Here is a 21703-nt window from a genome sequence, read left to right as displayed (position 1 = left end):
AAGAGGGCGGGCGAAGCAGGAGCGATCAATGGCCTGAAACCGGAACGGCCCAGGTCAAACAATCGCAAAGTGCTCGGTGCCCTGGGCCAGGTCGGGGGACTTGGCGCGCTGGCTGTTGAGCTTGATCTGCAGGCGCAGGTCGTTGAGCGAGTCAGCGTTGCGCAGCGCGTCTTCGTAGCTGATCACATTGGCCTCGTACAGGTCGAACAGCGCCTGGTCGAAGGTCTGCATGCCCAGGTTGCGGCTCTTCTTCATGATCTCCTTGATCTCGTGGACATCGCCCTTGAAGACCAGGTCCGAGATCAGCGGCGTGTTGAGCATGATCTCCACGGCGGCCGCACGGCCCTTGCCGTCCTGCTTGGGGATCAGGCGCTGCGACACCATGGCGCGCAGGTTGAGCGACAGGTCCATCAAGAGCTGCGGGCGACGCTCTTCGGGGAAGAAGTTGATGATCCGGTCCAGCGCCTGGTTGGCACTGTTGGCGTGCAGCGTGGCCAGGCACAGGTGGCCGGTTTCGGCAAACGCCACAGCGTGCTCCATGGTCTCGCGGTCGCGGATTTCGCCCATCAGGATGACGTCCGGGGCCTGGCGCAGCGTGTTCTTGAGCGCGGCCTCCCAGCTGTCGGTGTCCAGCCCCACTTCGCGCTGCGTCACCACGCAGTTCTTGTGCGGGTGCACGAATTCCACCGGGTCTTCCACCGTGATGATGTGGCCAAACGAATTTTCGTTGCGCCAGTCCACCATGGCGGCCAAAGTGGTCGATTTGCCCGAGCCCGTGGCACCCACCAGGATGCACAGGCCGCGCTTGGTCATCGTCACCTCCTTGAGCACCTGGGGCACGCCCAGGCCGTCAATGGTGGGCAGCGTGAGCGGAATCGTCCGCAGCACCATGCCGACCTTGCCCTGCTGGATGAAGGCGTTGACACGGAAGCGCCCGATGCCGGCGGGCGAGATGGCGAAGTTGCACTCCTTCGTGCGTTCGAAGTCCGCCACCTGCTTGTCGCTCATGATGGCGCGCGCCAGCGTGAGCGTGTGGGTGGGCGTGAGCGGCTGGGGCGACACCTTGGTCACCTTGCCATCGACCTTGATGGCCGGGGGAAACTCTGCCGTGATGAACAAGTCGCTGCCATTGCGACTCACCATCAGCTTGAGCAGGTCGTTGATGAATTTACTGGCCTGATCGCGTTCCATCAGAATTTCTCCCGGGGGTGGTCGTCGTCTGTCGGACGGTCATGGGTCTGGGTCTTGGGTTGCTGCATCACCTGCATCACTTCTGGTTGTCGCTCAGGCGCGCGCTCACCACCCGCAGGCGCAGCGACAGCTTGCGGGCCAGCAGCGCAATCAGGCTGGCGGCAAGCTGCGGGTCCTTGCTCATCATGTCGTCCATGGCCTCGGCCGAGAGCACGGCGATCTCGCAATCGGTGAGTGTGGTGCAGGCCGAAAAGCGGATGCCGCTGTCGAGCAGCGACATCTCGCCCAGGATGTCCCCGGGCCGGGTCTCGGCCAGGCGCAGCTGTTCGCCCCAGGGCTGCACGCGGTCCACCGCGATGGTGCCGGTGAGCAGCACCACCATGAAGTTGCCGTACTCGTCCTGGCGGATCACATCGCGGTTGGAGGGGATGGCGGCAAACTCGAAAAAGCGCTCCATGCGCTCCACGGCGTCCTTGTCCAGGTGCGCCATGTATTTGTCCTTGGCCCACAGGCCTTGCAGCAGCTTGCCGCCCCGGCTGGTGGGCAGGCGCTTGGCGCCCACCTCGACGGCCCGGGCCTCCCAAGGCACCAGCATCGAGTCGTCCACGCCCTGGCCCGCGAATGCGGTGGAGAACAGCACGGAATCCGTGTGGTCCTCGCCCGTCTTGCCACTGCGGGTTTTCATTTTCAGAAGGCTCAGAATGCCTTTCATACAGTGCTCCGGTATGCGGCCATTGGTGGGGCCGCAAGGTACATGGATGGTCGTCGTCGATCAGCCAGGGAAGTTTTCGGGGATCTTGGCCTTGGCGCGGGCTTCGGCGGGGCTGATGACGTTGCGCCGCACCAGGTCTGTGAGGTTCTGGTCCAGCGTCTGCATGCCCACGCTGTTGCTGGTCTGGATGGTGGAATACATCTGCGCCACCTTCGCTTCGCGGATCAGGTTGCGGATGGCGCTGGTGCCCAGCATGATCTCGTGTGCGGCCACGCGGCCCGAGCCGTCCTTGGTCTTGCACAGCGTCTGCGAGATCACGGCCTGCAGCGATTCGGACAACATCGCGCGGACCATTTCCTTTTCTTCGGCCGGGAACACGTCGATGATCCGGTCGATGGTCTTGGCCGCGCTCGACGTGTGCAGCGTGCCGAACACCAAGTGGCCCGTTTCAGCGGCCGTCATGGCCAGGCGGATGGTTTCCAGGTCGCGCATTTCGCCCACCAGGATCGCGTCCGGGTCTTCGCGCAGCGCAGACTTCAGGGCCGCCGCGAACGATAGCGTCATCGGGCCGACTTCGCGCTGGTTGATCAGGCACTTCTTGGACTCGTGCACGAATTCGATCGGGTCTTCCACCGTGAGGATGTGGCCGTACTCGGATTCGTTGAGGTAATTGACCATGGCAGCCAGCGTGGTGGACTTGCCTGAGCCCGTGGGACCGGTCACCAGCACCAGGCCCCGTGGCTTGAGCGCCAGGTCGCCAAAGATCTTGGGGGCGTTGAGCTGCTCCAGCGTCAGGATCTTGCTCGGAATCGTCCGGAACACGGCGGCCGCGCCCCGGTTCTGGTTGAAGGCGTTGACGCGGAAACGGGCCAGGCCTTCGATCTCGAAAGAAAAGTCCACCTCCAGAAACTCTTCATAGGTCTTGCGCTGCGAGTCGCTCATGATGTCGTACACCATGGCGTGGACGGTCTTGTGGTCCAGCGCATCCACGTTGATGCGCCGCACGTCGCCGTGGACCCGGATCATGGGCGGCAGACCCGCGGAGAGGTGCAGGTCGGAGGCCTTGTTCTTGACGCTGAACGCGAGCAGTTGGGTAATGTCCACGGGGTCCCTCTATCGTTTGGTACGCTTGCCAAACATTATGACCACGATTGCTAACAACCTCCAACAGGTTCTGGGCAGGATGGCGCAGGCGTGCCAGGCCGCCGGGCGCGATCCGGCCAGCGTCGGCCTGCTGGCCGTTTCCAAGACCTTTGGCGCCGATGCCGTGCTGGAGGCGGTGGCCGCTGGCCAGCGTGCCTTTGGCGAAAACTACATCCAGGAAGGCGTGGAGAAGATCGCCGCCGTGCGGGCGGCCTTGCCCGACACAGCGCTGCAGTGGCACTGCATCGGTCCCATCCAGAGCAACAAGACGCGCCCCGTGGCCGAGCACTTCGACTGGGTGCACACGGTGGACCGCCTCAAGATTGCCGAGCGCCTCTCTGCCCAGCGCCCGGACCACCTGCCGCCGCTACATATATGTGTCCAGGTCAACATCGACGGCGGTCCCACCAAGTCGGGCGTGGCGCCCGCCGATGCGCTGGAGTTGGTGCGGGCTGTCGCAAAACTGCCACGCATGGTCGTGCGGGGGCTCATGTGCATTCCCGACCATGCTCCTGAATTTGAAGCGCAACTGGCAATCCACGCGCGCGCAAAGGCACTTTTTGACCAGATTGTTTCGCTCCGGGAACTAGGCCTTGCGCAGTTCAACACCCTGTCCCTGGGCATGACGGCCGACCTGGAGGCCGCCATCCAGGCAGGCAGCACGCTGGTGCGCGTGGGCACCGGGGTGTTTGGTGGACGTGCCTATCCCGCAGCCTGACACCCTGCGGGGTATCAGCCTGGCAACTGGAAGCGCCCCACGCAGTCCAGCGCTGCCGTCACATCCGCCTCGCTCACATCCAGGTGCGTCACCCAGCGCAGCCGGGTGGCGCCGCCATACAGGCTACTGGTCACGCGCACGCCGTGCTGCGCCAGCCAGGTGGTGAATGCGGGCGCCACCTCTGCATGCAGATCGGTGAAGAGGATGTTGGTCTGCCATGGCAGCACGGTGATCTTGCCCTGCAGCACGGGGTGGCTGCGGCCAGCCTCGCTCAGGCCCTGGGCCAGCCGGTCCAGGTTGGCGTGGTCGTCGGCGAGGCGCCGCACCTGGTGTTGCAGCGCGTGGTGCCCTGCTGCCGCCAGCACCCCGGCCTGGCGCATGCCACCACCCAGGATCTTGCGCGTGCGCCGCGCCTGCCGGATGAAGTCGCGCGAGCCCAGCACCAGCGAACCCACGGGCGCGCCCAGGCCTTTGCTCAGGCACAGCGACACCGAATCGAAATGGCTGCACAGGCTGCGCGCCTCGTCATACACATCCGTGCCATGGCGGGCCGCATTGGCCGTGGCGGCATTGAACAGCCGCGCGCCGTCCAGGTGCATCGCCAGCCCCCGGCTGCGGGCCAGTTGGGCCACCTCGGCGATGTAGGCAGGCGGCAGCACCTGGCCGCCGGTCGTGTTCTCCAGCACCACCAGCCGGGTGCGCGCAAAGTGCGGGTCATCGGGCTTGATGGCCGCAGCAATGTCGGCGATGCGCAAGGTGCCGTCAGGCTGCGTTTCCACCGGCTGGGGCTGGATGGAGCCCAGCACCGCCATGCCGCCCGCTTCCCAGCGGTAGGTGTGCCAGCTCTGGCCCACGATGGCCTCGTCGCCGCGCTGGCAGTGGCCCCACAGCGCGATCAGGTTGGTCTGCGTGCCCGAAGGCGCGAACAGCGCAGCCTCAAAACCCAGCAGCTCGGCCGCATGGTCCTGCAGTGCGTTCACTGAAGGGTCGTCGGCAAACACATCGTCGCCCAGCGGGGCCTTGAACATGGCCTCGCGCATGGCGGGCGTGGGCTGGGTGACGGTGTCGCTGCGAAAGTCGGGCATGGGCGCGGTCCTTGTGGGTCGGGTCAATGAATGCGATGACCGGCCATGGTAGCGGCGGCCCGCAGTGGTCGCCGCCGTGGGGGTAAGAGCGCGATTGGGCGCCGTTACATCAAGGTCGGGTCATCTTGCAGTCGGTGCCTTGCGCCAGTTCGTTGCCGGTGTAGGCCGCATCGGTGCGGAAGCCGTAGTTCGTACCTTCCCAGCCCACCTTCACCACCTTGCCGTCCACCGGTGCAATGGTGTTGACCACCTGCGGCAGCAGCAGCTGGTGGTCTTCGCCGCGCATGCGCACGGGGCCCACCACCGATTCCAGCGTCAGGTCTTCCAGCGCGCGTGCCACCTTCACCGGGTCGGTGGACTGGGCCTTGTTGACGGCCGCAGCCAGGAAGCGCGGCGTCATCTCGATGCGTGGCGCGAGGAAGTCCTTGCCCGTCTTGGCCTTGTAGGCCTTGGCCAGCGCATCCACCTTGGGAGTGTCGGCCTGGCCGGGATGCCATTCGGCCACCCAGGTCAGCTGGCCTTGCTTGGCCTGTGACACCGCCAGCACCGTGCCCGGGATGGAGCCCGCGCTGTGGTTGAAGTAGCGCAGGTTGTAGCCCGCATCGCCCGCCGCTTTCAGCAGCAGCGTCATGTCCTGCCCCCAGTTGCCGCTGATGACCGAATCGGCCTCGCTGCTCTTGACCTTGGCCAGGTAGGGCGCGAAGTCCTTCACCCGGCCGATGGGGTGCAGCGCCTCGCCCACAAACTGGATGTCGGGCCGAGCCAGGCCCACCATCTCGCGGCCATAGTGCGCCCATTGCTTGCCGTGGGCATAGTCTTGGTTCAGCAGGTACACCTTTTTGATGTCCGGCTGCTTCTTGATGTAGTTGGCAATGGCCTTCATCTTCATGGCCGTGTTGGCCTCGAACTGGAAGTGCCAAAAGTTGCAGGCCTTGCCCGTCAACTCGGGGTCGATGGAGGAGTGGTTCAGCACCAGGATCTCCTTGCCCGGGTTGCGCTGGTTGTGGCGCGCCGCCGCCTGCACCAGCGCCGTGACCACGGACGAACCCGAGCCGCCCGTCACGATGGCCTTGGCCCCCTGGTCAATGGCGGCCTGCAACGCGCTCTGGCTCTCCTGCGCCGAGAGCTTGCTGTCGAATTGCAGCAACTGCAGCTTGGTGCCCTTGAGCACGCCGCCCTTGGCATTGATGTCCTCGATGGCGTACTGCGTGTGCGTGAGCATCAGCTCGCCCACATTGGCAAAGGGGCCCGACAGCGGGTCGATGTAGGCGACCTTGAAGGTTTCCTGCGCGTTGGCGGTGCTGGCGGCGCACAGGGCGGCGGCTGCCGTGAGGGTGCGAAAGTTGGGGCTCATGCTCGGATCTCCTCGATGGGTGGGATGGTGCAAAAAAGGGGGCAGGGCGCCGTCTCGCGGCTTAGGGTTATCCGCTGGCGGCAGGCTTGCGGCGCGCGCTGGCACGGCCCGCCGCCTTGGGCGCGGCGGGCCCGTCTGCTGCCTCACTCGGGGCGCGCAGGCCCAGTACGCGCCAGGCCAGTTGAGACAGTTCGCGCACCACCTCGGCGGGCGACAGGCGCCCGTCGGGCCGGTACCAGTGGTAGAGAAAACCCGGCAGGCTGCAGGCGGCCAGGGCCGTGAGGCGGGTCTCCTTGAAGTCCAGCGTGCCCTCGCTGCGGGCCTCTTCCATCAGCGCACACATGCGGTCGTAGAAGTGGCTGGCCAGCTTCTTCTGCATGGCCAGGTATTCGGGGCGGAAGACCTGCGGTTCGCGGTACGGAAAGAAGGCGGCCGGGTGGTGCTCGATGGTGGCGCGGATCAGCCGCTCCATGCCTTCAGCGACCTTGGTGTGCGCGGGGCGCAGGTCGTCCTCGGGGAAGTCCATGGCCGTGAAGCAGGCCACGGACGGGCGCCAGCACAGCGTCTCGAAGATTTCCTGCTTGTTGTGGAAGTAGTAGTAGACGTAGGGCTTGGTCACACCCAACTGCTGCACGATCTGCTCCATCGTCGTGTTGGCGTAGCCCTGCCGGTCGAACAGAGCCTCGGCCGCCTGGAGGATGCGCTCGCGTTTCTCGTCCGTGCTGAGCGTGCTGGCCTTCTGGCGGCCGCGCGCCGTCACGGGCAGCGCGCCCTGTGTGGTGGGTGGGGTGTTTGATGTCGCTTTGGTTATACCCATGGGTAGCATTGTTCTACTGGTCGGTATATATTGGCAAGACGCTGGCAGGTGAGGGCGCCTATCGCAAACCCTTAGAACAGGTTCTGACGCCCCCGGGAACCAGCAATTCCAGACACCTTGGAGACAACAACACCATGCCTGCCACCGCAACGCCCCTGCCGCTGCACGAACACCTGCGCCGCCACGCGCGCGAAACGCCCGACCGCGTCGCCTACCTCTGGTACGGCCAGCCCCTCACCTGGGCGCAGCTCGACGCAGCCAGCGACGCATTCGCCGCGCGCCTGCAGGCGCTGGGGGTGCAAAAGGGCGAGCCCGTCGCGCTGTTCATGAACAACTGCCCGCAGTACGTGATGGCGCACTACGGCATCCAGAAGATCGGCGCCATCGTCTGCCCCTGCGGTCCGCTGAACAAGGAGCACGAGCTGGAATACCAGCTCACCGACCTGCAGGCGCGCGTGATCGTCGCGGCCGACGTGCTGCTGCCCGTGGTGGACAAGGTGCGCGCCAAGACAGCGCTGCAGCATGTGTTTGTGGTGCGCTATGCGGAGCTGCTGCCCGAGGGGGCGCCCAGCATCGACGTGCCCGCAGAACTGCTGACCATGCGCACCGCCATGGGCCCGGTGCATGCGGGCTGCGAAGACTTCCTGGCCGCTACGCGCACCGGCGCGCGGCCTGCGCCCGTGGCACTGGCGATGGACGACGTCTCGCTCATGACCTACACCTCGGGCACCACTGGATTACCGAAGGGCGCGATGCTGAGCTACGGCAACGCCACCTTCAAGACCGCAGCGTCGGCCGACTGCAATGGCATGACGCCACACGAAACCCTGCTGGCGGTGGCGCCGCTGTACCACATCGCCGGTATGGTGATGGGCGTGAACCTGCCCGTGTACACCGGCGCCACGGCTGTGCTGCTGTACCGCTTTGACCCGCTGGGCGTGGCCCAGGCGCTGGAGCGCCACCGCGTGACCTGGTGGTACAGCATCGCGCCCATGAACGGCGCCCTGATGCAAGTGCCCGGCGCACGCGACATGGACTGGAGCGCGCTGCGCCGCAACCCGGTCACCAGCTTTGGCATCACCTTCACTGAGGCGCTGGCGCAGCAGTGGCAGCAGTTCGCGCCGAACTGCATTGCGCACGAGGCGGCCTATGGCCTGTCCGAAACCCACACCGTGGACACCGCCATGCCCGTGGACGCGATCCGCTGGGGCACGCAGGGCAAGCCCGTGCCGGGCAACCAGATCCGCATCGTGGATCCCGACACCGGCGCGCCTCTGGCCGCTGGCGAGGTGGGCGAGATCACCATCCACGGCCCCGGCAACTTCAAGGGCTACTGGAACAAGCCCGAGGCCACGGCCAAGACGCTGCGTGACGGCTGGGTCTACACCGGCGACATGGGCAAGATCGATGCGGACGGCTACCTCACCTTCATCGGCCGCTTCAAGGAAATGATCAAGGTCTCGGGCTACAGCGTGTTCCCCGAAGAGGTCGAGACCCTGCTCATCAAACACCCCGCCGTGGCCCAGGCCGCCGTGATCGGCGTGCCCGATGCGGAAAAGGGCGAGGTGGTGCGCGCCTTCATCGTCAAGAAGCCGGGCCAGGAAGTGGACACCGCTGCGCTCGTGGCCTGGTGCCGCGACAACATGGCGCCCTACAAGGCCCCGCGCGAGGTGCGCTTTATCGACGCGCTGCCCGCCACGGGCGCAGGCAAGGTGCTGCGCCGCCTGCTTCGGGATATTGCCTGATTGGATGAGAAATTGGCTGTTGGCGCTGGATGAATATGCGCTGGCGGCTATAAAAAATAGAGCGACTGCCCCATGCCATCTTCTGTTCTGTTCACCAAAGTACTGGTTGCCAATCGGGGCGAAATCGCCTTGCGCACCGTGCGCGCCCTGCACGACCTGGGCATTGCCAGCGTGGCCGTGTATGCCGGCGACGACGCCACCAGCCCCCATGTGCGCGCTGCTGACAGTGCCGTGGCGCTGGGCGCCACCGGCCCGGCCGCCTACCTGGATGGTGCGCGCATCATCGCCATCGCGCAGGCCGAGGGGTGCGACGCCGTGCACCCCGGCTACGGCTTCCTGAGCGAGCGGGCCGACTTTGCCGAGGCCTGCGCACAAGCCAGCCTGTGCTTCATCGGCCCCACGCCGGACCAGCTGGCGCTGTTTGGCGACAAGGCCCGCGCCCGCGCGCTGGCGCTGCAGCAGGGTGTGCCCCTCATGCCCGGCACCCAGGCGGCCGTGTCGCTGGAAGAAGCGCAGGCCTTCTTTGCGCAGCAAGGCAGCGCAGGCATCGTGATCAAGGCCATTGGTGGTGGCGGCGGGCGTGGCATGCGTGCCGTGTTGTCGGCCGATGAACTGCCTGCTGCCTACGCCCGCTGCCGCAGCGAGGCGCAGGCCGCGTTTGGGGTGGACGGCGTGTACGTGGAGCGCCTGATGGGCAATGCACGCCACATCGAAGTGCAGGTGCTGGGCGACGGGCGCGAGGTGATTGCTCTGGGCGAGCGCGAATGCACGCTGCAGCGGCGCTTTCAGAAAGTGGTGGAGATCGCGCCCAGCCCCTCGCTGCCGGGCGCATTGCGCGAGCGCATCACCACTGCCGCGCTGTCCATGGCGCGTGCCGTGGACTACCAGGGCCTGGGCACCTTCGAGTTTTTGGTGGACCTGGCCAGCGCCGACCTGCCTTTTGTGTTCATCGAATGCAACCCGCGCTTGCAGGTCGAGCACACCATCACCGAAGAAGTCACTGGCGTGGACCTGGTGCAGGCGCAGATCGCGCTGGCGGCGGGCCGCAGGCTGCAGGACATCGGCCTCGACCCCGCCGCGCCGCCCGCTGTGTTGGGCTATGCCGTGCAGTGGCGCATCAATGCTGAAACGCTCGATGCGCTGGGCAACGCCACCCCCGGCAGCGGCACGCTCAGCCGCTTCGACCTGCCCACAGGCCCGGGCGTGCGTGTGGACACACACGGCGTGGCAGGTGCCGCGCCCTCGCCGCACTACGACACGCTGCTGGCCAAGCTCATCGTGCACACGCGCAGCCCGCGTTTTGCCGACGCACTACGCCGCTCGCAGCGCGCACTGGCCGAGTGCCGCATTGACGGTGTGGCCACCAACCTCGCACTGCTGCAGGCGCTGGCCGCGCGGCCCGAGATGGAAAACCAGCAGGTGCACACACGCTGGCTGGAGTCGGTGCTGCCTCAATTGCTGAATGCTATTAAAAATATAGCTATTGAGGCATATACAGAGAGCGGAGAAGGCCAAAAATCCTTGAAATCTGCAGCCCCACCACCCCCAGGCGCCGTGCTGGCCCCCATGCCCGCGCGCCTGGTGCAGCTCAGCGTGGCCGAGGGCGAGGTGGTGGCTGCGGGCGCCGAGCTTGCCGTGCTCGAAGCCATGAAGATGGAACATGTGCTGCTGGCCCCGCACGCGGGCCGCGTGGGTGCACTGCTGGCGGTGGCGGGCGGCTACCTTGCGCAGGGCCAGCCGCTGCTGGTGCTGGAGGCGATCGAAGATGCTGCGGATGTGGAGGTGCAGGGCAGCGTTGCGCATGACCCCGACCACATCCGCCCCGACCTGCAGCGCGTGATCGACCGCCACGCCTTCACGCTCGATGCCGCGCGGCCCGAGGCCATCGCCAAGCGCCACGCGCAAGGCGGCCGCACCGCGCGCGAGAACATTGCCGACCTGTGCGACGACGGCAGCTTCATCGAATACGGCGCCCTGGCCATCGCCGCGCAGGCGCGCCGCCGCAGCAAGGAGGACCTGATTGCCAACACGCCCGCCGACGGCATGGTCACAGGCATTGGCGGCATCAACGGTGCACTGTTTGGCGACGAGAAATCCCGCGCCGTGGTCATGTCCTACGACGCCACCGTGCTCGCAGGCACGCAGGGCGCCCGCAACCACGCCAAGACCGACCGCATGCTCGGCATCGCCCTGGCACAGAAGCTACCCGTGGTGCTGTTTGCGGAAGGTGGGGGGGGCCGGCCGGGCGACACCGACATGCCCATCGTGGCCGGCCTGCACGTGCACACCTTCGCCAGCTACGCCGCGCTGTCAGGCCAGGTGCCGGTGATCGGCATCGCTGCGGGACGCTGCTTTGCGGGCAACGCCGCCCTGCTGGGCTGCAGCGACGTGATCATTGCCACACGCGCCAGCAACATCGGCATGGGCGGCCCGGCCATGATCGAAGGCGGTGGCCTGGGCGTGTTCAAGCCCGAACAGATCGGCCCGAGCCGCGTGCAGCATGCCAACGGCGTGATCGACGTGCTGGTCGATGACGAGGCCGGGGCGGTGCAGGCCGCGCGCCACTACCTGTCGTTCTTCCAGGGCCGCACATCGCAGTGGTCCGCGCCCGACCAGCGCCTACTGCGCGCCGTGGTCCCCGAGAACCGGCTGCGCGTGTACGACACCCGGACGGCGATGGCCGGCTTGGTGGACGAGGGCAGCTTGCTGCTGCTGCGCACCGGCTTTGGTGCGGGCATCCATACCGCACTGGCGCGCATCGAGGGCCGCCCCGTGGGCCTGCTGGCCAACAACCCGCAACACCTGGGCGGTGCCATCGACGCCGATGCGGCCGACAAGGGGGCGCGCTTCATGCAGCTGTGCAACGCGCACGGCCTGCCCATCGTGAGCCTGGTGGACACCCCCGGCTTCATGGTCGGCCCCGAGGTGGAGGCCACAGCCCAGGTGCGCCACGTGAGCCGCCTGTTCGTCACCGCCGCCAGCCTGCGCGTGCCCACCTTCAGCGTGGTGCTGCGCAAGGGCTACGGCCTGGGCGCCATGGGCATGACGGCTGGGGGCTTCCATGCGCCCGTGTTCACCGTGGCGTGGCCCACGGGCGAGTTCGGCGCCATGGGGCTCGAAGGTGCCGTGCGCCTGGGCTTTCGCAAGGAGCTCGAGGCGCTGCCAGAAGGCGCGGAGCGCGATGCGCTGTTTGCCAAGCTGCTCGCCAAATCGTACGCCAACGGGGAGGCCATGCACATGGGGGCCACGCTGGAGATCGATGCGGTGATTGACCCGGCCGACACGCGCGCCTGGCTGGCGCGGGGGCTGGCATCGGCCCAGGTGGCGCCGCTTGGGCACCGGTTCGTCGATACGTGGTGATAAGCTGGCCCGCTGATTTGTTCAACGGAGAGATTGCCCATGCCCGGCCTTTTGCCCGATATCGACCCTGATGGCCTGCTCGAATTTTCGGTGGTCTACACCGATCGCGCCCTCAACCACATGTCCAAGCGCTTCACTGGGGTGATGCAGGGCATCCTGGTGACGCTGAAAGAGGTCTACCACGCCCATACTGCCGTGCTGGTGCCCGGCAGCGGTACCTTCGGCATGGAGGCCGTGGCGCGCCAGTTTGCCAACAAGCAGAAGGTGCTCATCGTGCGCAACGGCTGGTTCAGCTACCGTTGGAGCCAGATCTTCGATGCCGACACCGGCCTGGGCGGTGGTGCTGTGGTGTGCAAGGCGCGTCGCCAGGGTGATGGCCCGCAGGCGCCTTGGGCACCGTGCCCTGCTGAAGAAGTCGCGGCCACCATCCGCGCCGAGAAACCCAAGGTGGTATTCGCCCCCCATGTGGAGACTGCCAGCGGCATCATCCTTTCGGACGACTACATCCGCACGCTGACGGCTGCTGCCCATGAGGTGGGTGCGCTGTTCGTGCTCGACTGCATTGCCTCGGGTGCGATGTGGGTAGACATGCAGGCCACCGGCGTGGACGTGCTCATCAGCGCACCGCAAAAGGGCTGGAGCGGATCGCCCTGCTGCGCCATGGTGATGCTCAGCGAACGTGCACGCCAGGCCATCGAGGGCACCACGAGCAGCAGCTTCTCGTGCGACCTCAAAAAGTGGATGCAGATTGCCGAGGGTTACGAAAAGGGCCAGCACGCGTACCACACCACCATGCCCACCGACGCACTGGTGCGCCTGTCCGAGGTGATGGCAGAGACGCGCGAATATGGCTTTGCCAAGGTGCGCGAGGAGCAGATCGAACTGGGCGCCAAGGTGCGTGCGCTGCTCGAATCGCGCGGCTTCCCCAGCGTGGCGGCCGAGGGCTGGAGGGCGCCAGGCGTGGTGGTGAGCTACACCACCGACCCGGGCATCCAGAATGGCAAGAAGTTCCTCGAAGTGGGCCTGCAGACCGCTGCGGGCGTGCCGCTGCAATGCGACGAAGGCCCGGACTTCAAGACCTTCCGCATCGGCCTGTTTGGCCTGGAGAAGTGGCACAACGTGGACCGCACGGTAGGCCATCTGTCGAAGGCGCTGGACCAGATTGCGGCGGCTGCCTGACGGGTTCCCGTCGCAGTCGGCGGGCCAACCCGGATGAACGCCGAAGCAGATAGTGCGACCCTCGCCCTGCGGCGCGCCAAGCGGCAGGCGCTGGGGTTGTTGTTGCTGGTGACGGCCGTGTTCATTGCCACCAGCGTGGTCGAGCGCGGCCTGTGGCTCAACAGCGTGAAAGCCATGGCCGAGGCCGCCATGGTGGGCGCGCTGGCTGATTGGTTTACGGTGGTGGCGCTGTTCCGCCGCCCGCTGGGCCTGCCCATTCCGCACACGGCGGTCATCGCGCGCAACCAGGCGCGCATCGGCCGCAACCTGGCCACCTTTGTGCGCGACAAGTTCCTGGATGTGCCCTCGCTGGTGTCGCTGATCCGCCGGCACGACCCGGCCGAGCGGCTGGCGCAGTGGCTCACTTCACCCGGCAACGCCGCGCTGCTCGGCCACCAGGCCACGCGCCTGGCATCGGCCGCGCTGGACACGGTGCAGGACGCGCAGGTGGAGCGTTTCATCCAGAAGGCTGCGCGTGCTCTGATTGGGCAGGTGGACATGTCGCGTGCGCTGGCGGCGGTGCTCGACACCCTCACGCACAACGGCCGCCACCAGGCGTTGCTGGATGACGTGCTGTCCAAGCTCATCGAGCTGTTGCAGAACGAGCAGACCCGCACCTGGGTCGCGCAGTCCATCGTGGCCTGGCTCAAGAAGGACCACCCGCGCACCGAGAAGTTGCTGCCCAGCGACTGGCTGGGTGACAAGGGCTCGGCCCTGCTGGCCCGCGCGCTGGAGAGCCTGATGGCCGATGTGGCCGCCAACCCGCAGCACGCCTTGCGCGCCCAGTTCGATGCTGCTGTGCAGCGCTTTATCGAGCGCCTGCGCAGCGACCCGGAATGGGCGCGCAAGGGCGAGGAGATCCGCACCTGGCTGCAGACCAATGCCACCGTGGGCGGCTATGTGCAGACCTTGTGGCTGGATCTGCGTGGTGCGTTGCAGCGCGATTTGGCCGACGCCGACTCGGTGCTCGCGCGGCAGGTGGGCAAGCTGGGGTTGTGGTTGGGCGAGTCGCTGGCGGGGGATGCGGCGCTCAGGCAGTCATTCAATGACCGGCTGGAGCGGTGGGTGGAGGGGCTGGCGCCGGATGTATCGGCGTTTATTGCGCAGCACATTGAGGATACGGTGCGGCGGTGGGATGCCGAGGAGATGACGCAGCTGATTGAGCTGAACATCGGCAAGGACCTGCAGTACATCCGCATCAATGGCACCGTGGTGGGCGGGCTCATCGGGCTGCTGCTGTTCGGCGTGTCGCACGTGGGAGCCATGGGGCGGGCTTTGTGGGGCGGGTGAGGGCCACTGAACGCTGCGTAGCGCGGGACGGGAGGCGATGCCCCCGCCACACCCCTTACAACAACCGGAACACGAGCGGCATCAGCACCGCGGCCAACACCACCTGCAGCCCCAGCGCCAGCCCTGCATACGCCCCGGCCTCTGCATGCACCTGCAGCGCATGTGCCGCCCCAATGCCGTGCGACGCCGTGCCCAGCGCAAAGCCTCGCAGCGCCATGCCTTGTGCGTCGGTGGGCAGGCGCATCAACCCAAACAACCAGCGTGCAGACAGCGCTCCCACCATGCCCGTCAGTGCCGCGAACACGGCGGCCAGGGCGGGCACGCCGCCAATCTGCGCGGCAATGCCCATCGCGACCGGGGCGGTGACGGATTTGGGGGCCAGCGACATCAGGACATCACCGGGCAGGCCCAGTGCGCAGCCCAGGCCGACGGCGCTGGCAGCCGCCGCGCTGCCACCCGCCAGCGAGGCCAGCACCAGCCGGCCCCACCGCGAGCGCAGGGCCGCACGGCGCTGCCACAGGGGCCAACCCAGCGCCACCACCGCAGGACCGAGCAAGAAGTGGATGAACTGCGCGCCTGCAAAGTACGTGGGGTAGGCCGTGCCCGTGGCCAGCATCACACTGGCCAGAATGGCCACCGACACCATCACCGGATTGGCCCAGGGGGCGTGGCCGGAGCGCACCGACAGTGCCTGTGCCAGCACATACACCGCCAGTGTGGCCGTCAGCCCGAACAGCGGGGCCGAGGCCAGGTACACCCACAGCTCAACGAAGTTCGCCATGGTTCTCCTTGGGTTGCAGAAGACGCAACACCTGCGCCGTCACCGCCATGCCAATCCAGGTGGACAGCACGATCACCGCCACCAGCTGCAGGCCATAGGTGCTCAGCAACGCCAGGTGGGTCATCACCCCCACGCCCACCGGCACAAACAGCAGCGACAGGTGCTGGAGCAAGAAGCCCGCCGCTGGGGCCACGGCATCCTGCACCGGCTGCCAGCGCAGCGCAAGCAAGAGCAGCACCATGCCGACGACCGGCCCAGGCACCGGGAGCTTTAAAAAGTGAGACAGTGCCTCGCCCCCTGACTGCATGAGCAGAAGAAAGGCCAGCCCTTGCAGCGCCTTCATGGCGGTCAGAAACGCGGCAGATCGGGGTGCTTGATCTGCCCCCCGCGCACCAGCATCTTCCCGTATTCCGCACACCGGTTCAGCGTCGGAATCACCTTGCCCGGGTTCAGCAACCCTGCGGGATCAAACGCGTGCTTGAGCCCGAACATCTGCGCGCTCTCTGCCGCAGAGAACTGCACGCACATGCTGTTGAGCTTCTCCACACCCACGCCATGTTCGCCCGTCACAGTGCCGCCCATGGCCACGCTGGTCTCCAGGATGTCGGCGCCAAACAGTTCGCAGCGGTGCAGCTGGTCGGCGTCGTTCGCATCGAACAGGATCAGCGGGTGCAGGTTGCCGTCGCCCGCGTGGAACACGTTGGCGCAGCGCAGCTGGTATTTCTTTTCCATCTCCTGGATGGCGAGCAGGATGTCGGCCAGGCGCTTGCGCGGGATGGTGGAGTCCATGCACATGTAGTCGGGGCTGATGCGGCCGCTGGCGGGGAAGGCGTTCTTGCGGCCACTCCAGAAGCGCAGGCGCTCGGCCTCGTCGCGGCTCACGCTGATGGCGGTGGCGCCCGCAGCGCGCAGCACCTCGCTCATGCGGCCAATTTCTTCTTCCACTTCCTCGGGGGTGCCGTCGCTTTCGCACAGCAGGATGGCTTCTGCCGTGAGGTCGTAGCCTGCGTGCACAAAATCTTCCACGGCGGCGGTCATGGGCTTGTCCATCATCTCCAGGCCTGCGGGGATGATGCCGGCCGCGATCACAGCGGCCACGGCGTCGCCCGCTTTGCGCACGTCGTCAAAGCTGGCCATGATGCAGCGCGCCAGCTGGGGCTTGGGGATTAGGCGCACCGTCACTTCGGTGGTCACTGCCAGCATGCCCTCGCTGCCGATCACAGCGGCCAGCAGGTCGTAGCCGGGGGCGTCCAGCGCCTCGCTGCCGAATTCGACGGGCTCGCCTTCCACTGTGAAGCCCTTCACCTTGAGCACGTTGTGCACGGTGAGGCCGTATTTCAGGCAGTGCACGCCGCCGGAGTTCTCGGCCACGTTGCCGCCGATGGTGCAGGCGATCTGGCTGCTGGGGTCGGGGGCGTAGTAGAGGTTGTAGGGTGCCGCAGCCTCGCTGATGGCGAGGTTGCGCACGCCGCACTGCACGACGGCCGTGCGGCTTTCGGGGTTGATGTCGAGGATGCGGTTGAACTTGGCCAGTGAGAGCGTCACGCCCAGGGCGTGGGGCATGGCGCCGCCCGACAGGCCTGTGCCCGCACCGCGCGCCACCACGGGCACCTGCAGCTGGTGGCACACGCGCAGCACGGCCTGCACTTCTTCATACGTCTCGGGCAGGCACACCACCAGCGGGCGCTGGCGGTAGGCGGTGAGGCCGTCGCATTCATACGGCGTGGTGTCTTCGCTGTGCCAGAGCAGGGCGTGTGCAGGCACGGCGCGGCTCAGGGCCTGGACCACTTCGGCCTGGCGTGCGGCGCGTTCGGACAGGGCTGCGGTGGGGGCGGCGGCAGTGTTCATGGCCGCCACTGTAGGGGATGGCTGGGTGCCTGGGCTTGAGCTTTTCTGCAGGGAATTGTGAAAAACACCTGGGCGCTCATCAATTGATAGCTGCTAGTGCTTGTGGGACAGGCGCTAGAGGTAAATTTTTGCCTGCACCTGGTAGAGGAGGGCGCGGCTTGGGCGAGGGCCACCGAGCAAGGGCCGCCCCGCAGCGAGGGCTGCGTCCCCCTTCCCGGCGCAGCCGAGAGAAGGGGGAAGGCGCCAAAGGCGGCTCAGGGGGATGCTTCTGCTATGCCATGGTCTTGCGCAGCCACTCAGCAAAGGCCGCGCATTCCCACCGGTCCATGGTGCCGGTGCGCCAGCACAGGTAGTGGGCGTGGGGGCTGGGGGCGTCGTGGGCAAACAGACGCACCAGGGTGCCGTTTTCCAGCCAGGGGGCGCCGAGCTTCAGGCGCACCAGGGCCACGCCCATGCCAGCGGCGGCGGCGTCGCACATCAGGCCGATGTCGTTGAACTGCGAGCCCTCGCTGGGTTCGGCCCAGTCCAGGCCGGTGGGGGCAAACCAGGTGCGCCAGGGCTCCAGCGGGCTGCGCAAGAGCTGCACCCCTTCCAGGTCCTCGGGGCGGTCAAACGGGCCGTGCTCGCGCACGAAGGCGGGTGAGGCCAGGGGCGTGACCACGTCGCGGGCCAGCTCCACATGCTCCACGTCGGCATAGTGGCCGGGGCCAAAGCGCACCATCAGATCGGCGTCTTCGGCCACCACATCCAGCAGAGGGATGGACACCTGCAGCGCCAGGTCGATCTCGGGATACGCCTCGGTGAACTGGCGCAGGCGCGGGATGAGGATGGTGCGCGCAAACGTGGGCGTCACGGCCAGCTTGAGCCGCCGCCGCCCGGGCGCGACGGCCTGGCCCGGAAAGCGCTGCAGCGCGGTGAGCCCCTCGCGCACATGGGCCAGGTAGGCGCTGCCCTCGGTGGTGAGCGAAAAATCCGCCCGGCCAAACAGCTGTGCGCCCAGGATCTGCTCCAGCTGCTTGACCCGGTGGCTCACGGCGCTGGGCGTCACACACAGCTCATCGGCTGTCTGCGTCACGCTGCGCAGTCGGGCCAGGGCCTCAAACGTCAGCAGGCACTGGATGGGCGGAATGCGCCGGGCGGCGCTGCTGAGGAAGGAGGACGGGGCTGCCGTGGCCATGGGAAAGCTTGGCTAGCGGAAGATGACCGTCTTGTGTCCGTTCAGGATCACGCGATGCTCGCTGTGCCACTTCACGGCGCGGGCCAGCACCTGGCTTTCGGTGTCACGGCCTCGGGCGGTGAGGTCTTCCACCGTGTCGGTGTGGTCCGCGCGGGCCACGTCCTGCTCGATGATGGGGCCTTCGTCCAGATCGGCCGTCACATAGTGGGCGGTGGCGCCGATCAGCTTCACGCCCCGGTCATGGGCCTGGTAGTAGGGCTTGGCGCCCTTGAAGCTTGGCAGGAAGCTGTGGTGGATGTTGATCGCCCGTCCGGCCAACTTTTGACATAGGTCAAGAGAAAGTATCTGCATGTAACGCGCCAGCACCACCAGTTCGGCCCCTTCGGCCTCGATAATCTCGAACTGCTTGGCCTCGGCCTGGGCCTTGGTCGTGCCGGTGAGCGGGATGTGGTGGAACGGCACGTTGTAGCTGGCCGCGAGCTGGTAGAAGTCGCGGTGGTTGCTGATGATGGCGCGGATGTCGATGGGCAGCAGGCCACTTTTCCAGCGGAACAGCAGGTCGTTGAGGCAATGGCCCTCTTTGCTGACCATGAGCACGGTTTTCATGGGCGCGGCCGTGGCGTGCAGCGTCCAGCGCATCTGGTGGGGCTCGGCAAAGGCCGTCAGGCGCGCCTTGAGGGTGGCGTGGTCATGCTGGTCGCAGGCAAACTGCACCCGCATGAAGAACAGGCCGGTGGCGTGGTCGTTGTACTGCGCGGCTTCTTCGATGTTGCCGCCGTGTTCCAGCAGAAAGCCGGACACAGCGTGCACCAGCCCCAGGCGGTCGGGGCAGGACAGGGTAAGGATGTAGGCGTTGGTCGTCATAGCTGTGCAATTGTCGCAGCAAGGGCCCGGCGCCGTGGAACCGTGTGACACGAGGAGTTCAATGGGCGAAGAGGGGCATGCCCCACCACTGGTCCCCTGGCGGGGCATGCTGCTGTACCTGGTGCTGGGTGTGGCCTGGGTGTTCGTGGGCGATGCGCTGCTGGCCCATTGGGTGACCGACCCCGACTTGCTGACCCGTTTCCAGACCTGGAAGGGTTGGGGCTATGTGGCGCTGACCAGTGGCCTCACCTGGTGGCTGCTGCGGCGCATGCGCCGTGCCGAAAAAGTGCGCATGGCCATGGCGCGCGAGCTGACACAGATCGTGCGCCATGCCCCCGCCGGCATTGCGCGTGTGGCGCCGGACGGGCAGTTTCTGTGGGCCAACCACCGCCTGAGCGACATGCTGGGGGGCACGCTGGCGCAGGTGCTCACCCTCAACTTCCGCGACGTGATGATTGCCCAGGACCGCGACTGGGCCGTGCGCCAGCTGGAGCGCCTGATGGCGGGCGAGATCGACCACTACGTGGGCGAACGCCAGTGCCAGCGCCTGGACGATGGCCGCACCGTGCCCGTGTTGTGCACCGTGACCCTGGTGCCGGTGGAAAGCGACGAGCCCGCCCACCTGGTGTGTGTGGTGCAGGACCTGGACGAGATCAAGGCCGCGCGCGCCGCGCTGCAGCGCAGCGAGGCCCGTCAGAGGCTGGCCGCCACCGTGGTGGACAACACCATGGAGGGCGTGGTGGTGACCGATGCCCACAGCCGCATCCTGTCGGTCAATGCTGCCTTCACGCGGCTGCTGGGCTACACCGAGGACGAGCTGCTGGGCAAAACCCCGCGCGTCTTCAAGTCGGGCCGCCACGACCAGGCTTTTTATGAGGCCATGTGGGCGGCGCTGCTCGACACCGGCCACTGGCAGGGCGAGATCTGGAACCGCCGCAAGAACGGCGAGATCTTCCCCGAACACATGTCCCTGTCGGCTGTGCGCGACCCGGCGGGCGAGATCACGCACTACGTGTGCATGTTCACCGACATCTCCGCAGAAAAAGCCCAGCAGCGGCGCCTGGAGTTCCTGGCCCACAACGACGCGCTCACCGGCCTGTCCAACCGCACCTGGTTCGGGCACCAGCTGGAGCTGGCCGTGCAGGAGGCGCGCGCCAGCGGCGAGAACATCGCCGTGCTGCTGCTCAACCTGGACCGCTTCAAGGACGTGAACGACAGCTACGGCCACACCATCGGCGACGAGGTGCTCAAGCACATCGCGCGGCAGGTGCAGTCGGCCCTGCGCCCGGGCGATGTGCTGGGCCGCATGGCGGGCGACGAGCTGGCCGTGGTGGCGCGCAACCTGCGCCATGCCGACGGCGCGGCCGCCATGGCCCGCCACCTGATCCGGGCCGTGGCCGAGCCCTGGCGCTCGCCCGACGGGCTGGAGGTGGTGGCCGGGGTCAGCGTGGGCATCTGCATGTTCCCCGACCATGCCCACACCACCGAGCTGCTGTTGCAGGGCGCCCACGCGGCCGTGTATGGCGCCAAGGCGCGGGGGCGGGGCGCTTGGTGCTTCTTCCACGAGGCCATGACCCAGGCCGCGCGCGAGCGGCTGGAGCTGGAGTCGCGCCTGCGGCTGGCGCTGATGCAGGGCCATCTGCAGATGTACTACCAGCCGCAGGTGGACATTGCCACCGGCCGCATCGTGGGCGCCGAGGCGCTGGTGCGCTGGAATGACCCGCAAGAGGGGCTGATCTCGCCCGCGCGTTTCATCCCGGTGGCCGAGACCTCGGGTGTGATCGGCCCGCTGGGCGAGTGGGTGCTGCGCGAGGTCTGCCGCCAGGGCCAGGAGTGGCGCGATGCGGGCCTGCCTGAGCTGATGCTGGCCGTGAACGTGTCGCCGCGCCAGTTCCACCTCACGGACCTGGCGGGCTGCACGTCGGGGGCGCTGGCGGACTCTGGCTTTCCGCCCCGGCTGCTGGAGCTGGAGATCACCGAAACCGCGCTGGCCGAGCGCACCGAGGAGGCCCGCCAGGTGCTGGAGCGCCTGCGTGAGCTGGGGGTGCGTATTGCAGTGGATGATTTCGGCACGGGCTACTCGTCGCTGGCGCAGCTCAAGCGCTTTCCCATCGACGTGCTGAAGATCGACCAGGGCTTCATCCGCGACATCCCCCAGAGCGAGGACGACATGGCCATCAGCGCCGCCATCATCGCCATGGGGCACAGCATGGGGCTGTCGGTGCTGGCCGAGGGGGTGGAGACCCCGGGCCAGCTGGCCTTCTTGCGCGAGCGCGGTTGCGACACCTACCAGGGCTACCTGTGCAGCCGCCCAGTGCCCGCCGAGGGCTTTGCCGCGCTGCTGCGGGCGCAGCCCACGCCACCCGCGCTGCCAACGCCTGCGCCTGCCGTGCCGTAGGC

17 protein-coding genes are annotated in these 21703 nt (G+C 67.0%); 6 read left to right on the top strand and 11 right to left on the bottom strand.

The features are described 5' to 3' along the window. Positions 1-54 precede the first annotated feature (54 nt). From AvAM_RS20850 to AvAM_RS20840, 3 genes are all read right to left on the bottom strand, one after another. On the bottom strand, positions 55-1191 hold the full coding sequence (locus AvAM_RS20850) for a PilT/PilU family type 4a pilus ATPase (RefSeq protein ID WP_137748862.1): 1137 nt from the start codon (positions 1189-1191) through the stop codon (positions 55-57). Between the two features lie 76 nt (positions 1192-1267). Next, a complete protein-coding gene (locus AvAM_RS20845; protein WP_137748861.1) occupies positions 1268-1903 on the bottom strand; it encodes a cyclic nucleotide-binding domain-containing protein in 636 nt (211 codons plus the stop codon). A 60-nt stretch (positions 1904-1963) separates the two neighbouring features. Beyond that, positions 1964-3007, bottom strand: a complete 1044-nt coding sequence (locus tag AvAM_RS20840) for a type IV pilus twitching motility protein PilT (RefSeq protein WP_137748860.1) — start codon at positions 3005-3007, stop codon at positions 1964-1966. Between the two features lie 37 nt (positions 3008-3044). Between AvAM_RS20840 and AvAM_RS20835 the strand changes: the two genes are divergently transcribed. Continuing rightward, a complete protein-coding gene (locus AvAM_RS20835) occupies positions 3045-3764 on the top strand; it encodes a YggS family pyridoxal phosphate-dependent enzyme (protein ID WP_137748859.1) in 720 nt (239 codons plus the stop codon). A gap of 14 nt (positions 3765-3778) precedes the next feature. Here the strand turns inward: AvAM_RS20835 and ltaE are convergent, their stop codons facing one another. The 3 genes from ltaE to AvAM_RS20820 form a co-directional block, all read right to left on the bottom strand. Then, the gene (gene ltaE / locus AvAM_RS20830) at positions 3779-4849 is read right to left on the bottom strand and encodes a low-specificity L-threonine aldolase (protein WP_137748858.1); all 1071 of its coding nucleotides are present in this window, start codon (positions 4847-4849) and stop codon (positions 3779-3781) included. 109 nt (positions 4850-4958) lie between these two features. After that, positions 4959-6203, bottom strand: coding sequence for a branched-chain amino acid ABC transporter substrate-binding protein (locus tag AvAM_RS20825; protein WP_137748857.1), 1245 nt, complete (start codon positions 6201-6203; stop codon positions 4959-4961). A 67-nt stretch (positions 6204-6270) separates the two neighbouring features. Then, positions 6271-7020: a TetR/AcrR family transcriptional regulator gene (locus AvAM_RS20820; RefSeq protein WP_137748856.1), complete on the bottom strand. Its 750-nt coding sequence runs from the start codon at positions 7018-7020 to the stop codon at positions 6271-6273. Positions 7021-7154: 134 nt separating this feature from the next. Between AvAM_RS20820 and AvAM_RS20815 the strand changes: the two genes are divergently transcribed. The 4 genes from AvAM_RS20815 (at position 7155) to AvAM_RS20800 (ending at position 14633) form a co-directional block, all read left to right on the top strand. Beyond that, positions 7155-8765: an AMP-binding protein gene (locus AvAM_RS20815; protein ID WP_137748855.1), complete on the top strand. Its 1611-nt coding sequence runs from the start codon at positions 7155-7157 to the stop codon at positions 8763-8765. A gap of 87 nt (positions 8766-8852) precedes the next feature. After that, entirely contained in the window at positions 8853-12125 is a 3273-nt protein-coding gene (locus tag AvAM_RS20810; RefSeq protein WP_137748891.1) for a carboxyl transferase domain-containing protein, read from the top strand. A 39-nt stretch (positions 12126-12164) separates the two neighbouring features. Beyond that, positions 12165-13304, top strand: a complete 1140-nt coding sequence (locus AvAM_RS20805) for an aminotransferase class V-fold PLP-dependent enzyme (RefSeq protein WP_137748854.1) — start codon at positions 12165-12167, stop codon at positions 13302-13304. A gap of 33 nt (positions 13305-13337) precedes the next feature. Then, the gene (locus AvAM_RS20800) at positions 13338-14633 is read left to right on the top strand and encodes a DUF445 domain-containing protein (protein ID WP_137748853.1); all 1296 of its coding nucleotides are present in this window, start codon (positions 13338-13340) and stop codon (positions 14631-14633) included. 55 nt (positions 14634-14688) lie between these two features. Here AvAM_RS20800 and AvAM_RS20795 read toward each other — a convergent pair whose 3' ends face one another. The 5 genes from AvAM_RS20795 to purU form a co-directional block, all read right to left on the bottom strand. After that, positions 14689-15414 carry an LrgB family protein gene (locus AvAM_RS20795; RefSeq protein WP_137748852.1) on the bottom strand — a complete coding sequence of 242 codons (726 nt, stop codon included), beginning with the start codon at positions 15412-15414 and terminating at the stop codon, positions 14689-14691. Further along, positions 15398-15757 carry a CidA/LrgA family protein gene (locus AvAM_RS20790; RefSeq protein ID WP_137748851.1) on the bottom strand — a complete coding sequence of 120 codons (360 nt, stop codon included), beginning with the start codon at positions 15755-15757 and terminating at the stop codon, positions 15398-15400. Before AvAM_RS20790 ends, AvAM_RS20795 begins: the two co-directional genes overlap by 17 nt. 5 nt (positions 15758-15762) lie before the next feature. Further along, positions 15763-17262, bottom strand: coding sequence for an FAD-linked oxidase C-terminal domain-containing protein (locus AvAM_RS20785; protein ID WP_137748850.1), 1500 nt, complete (start codon positions 17260-17262; stop codon positions 15763-15765). Positions 17263-17533: 271 nt separating this feature from the next. Beyond that, positions 17534-18439 (bottom strand): LysR substrate-binding domain-containing protein, encoded by a 906-nt coding sequence (locus AvAM_RS20780; RefSeq protein ID WP_137748849.1) that lies wholly within the window; start codon positions 18437-18439, stop codon positions 17534-17536. A gap of 12 nt (positions 18440-18451) precedes the next feature. Beyond that, complete coding sequence (purU, locus tag AvAM_RS20775) at positions 18452-19303, bottom strand: formyltetrahydrofolate deformylase (RefSeq protein ID WP_137748848.1); 852 nt, start codon at positions 19301-19303, stop codon at positions 18452-18454. A 61-nt stretch (positions 19304-19364) separates the two neighbouring features. Between purU and AvAM_RS20770 the strand changes: the two genes are divergently transcribed. Next, on the top strand, positions 19365-21701 hold the full coding sequence (locus tag AvAM_RS20770; RefSeq protein ID WP_171012349.1) for a bifunctional diguanylate cyclase/phosphodiesterase: 2337 nt from the start codon (positions 19365-19367) through the stop codon (positions 21699-21701). Positions 21702-21703 lie beyond the last annotated feature (2 nt).

It is taken from the genome of Acidovorax sp. NB1 (assembly GCF_005405905.1).
Classification (GTDB): Bacteria; Pseudomonadota; Gammaproteobacteria; order Burkholderiales; family Burkholderiaceae_C; genus Acidovorax.
Note: the sequence above shows the minus strand (reverse complement) of the source record. Positions and strands in the feature narration are given on the sequence as shown.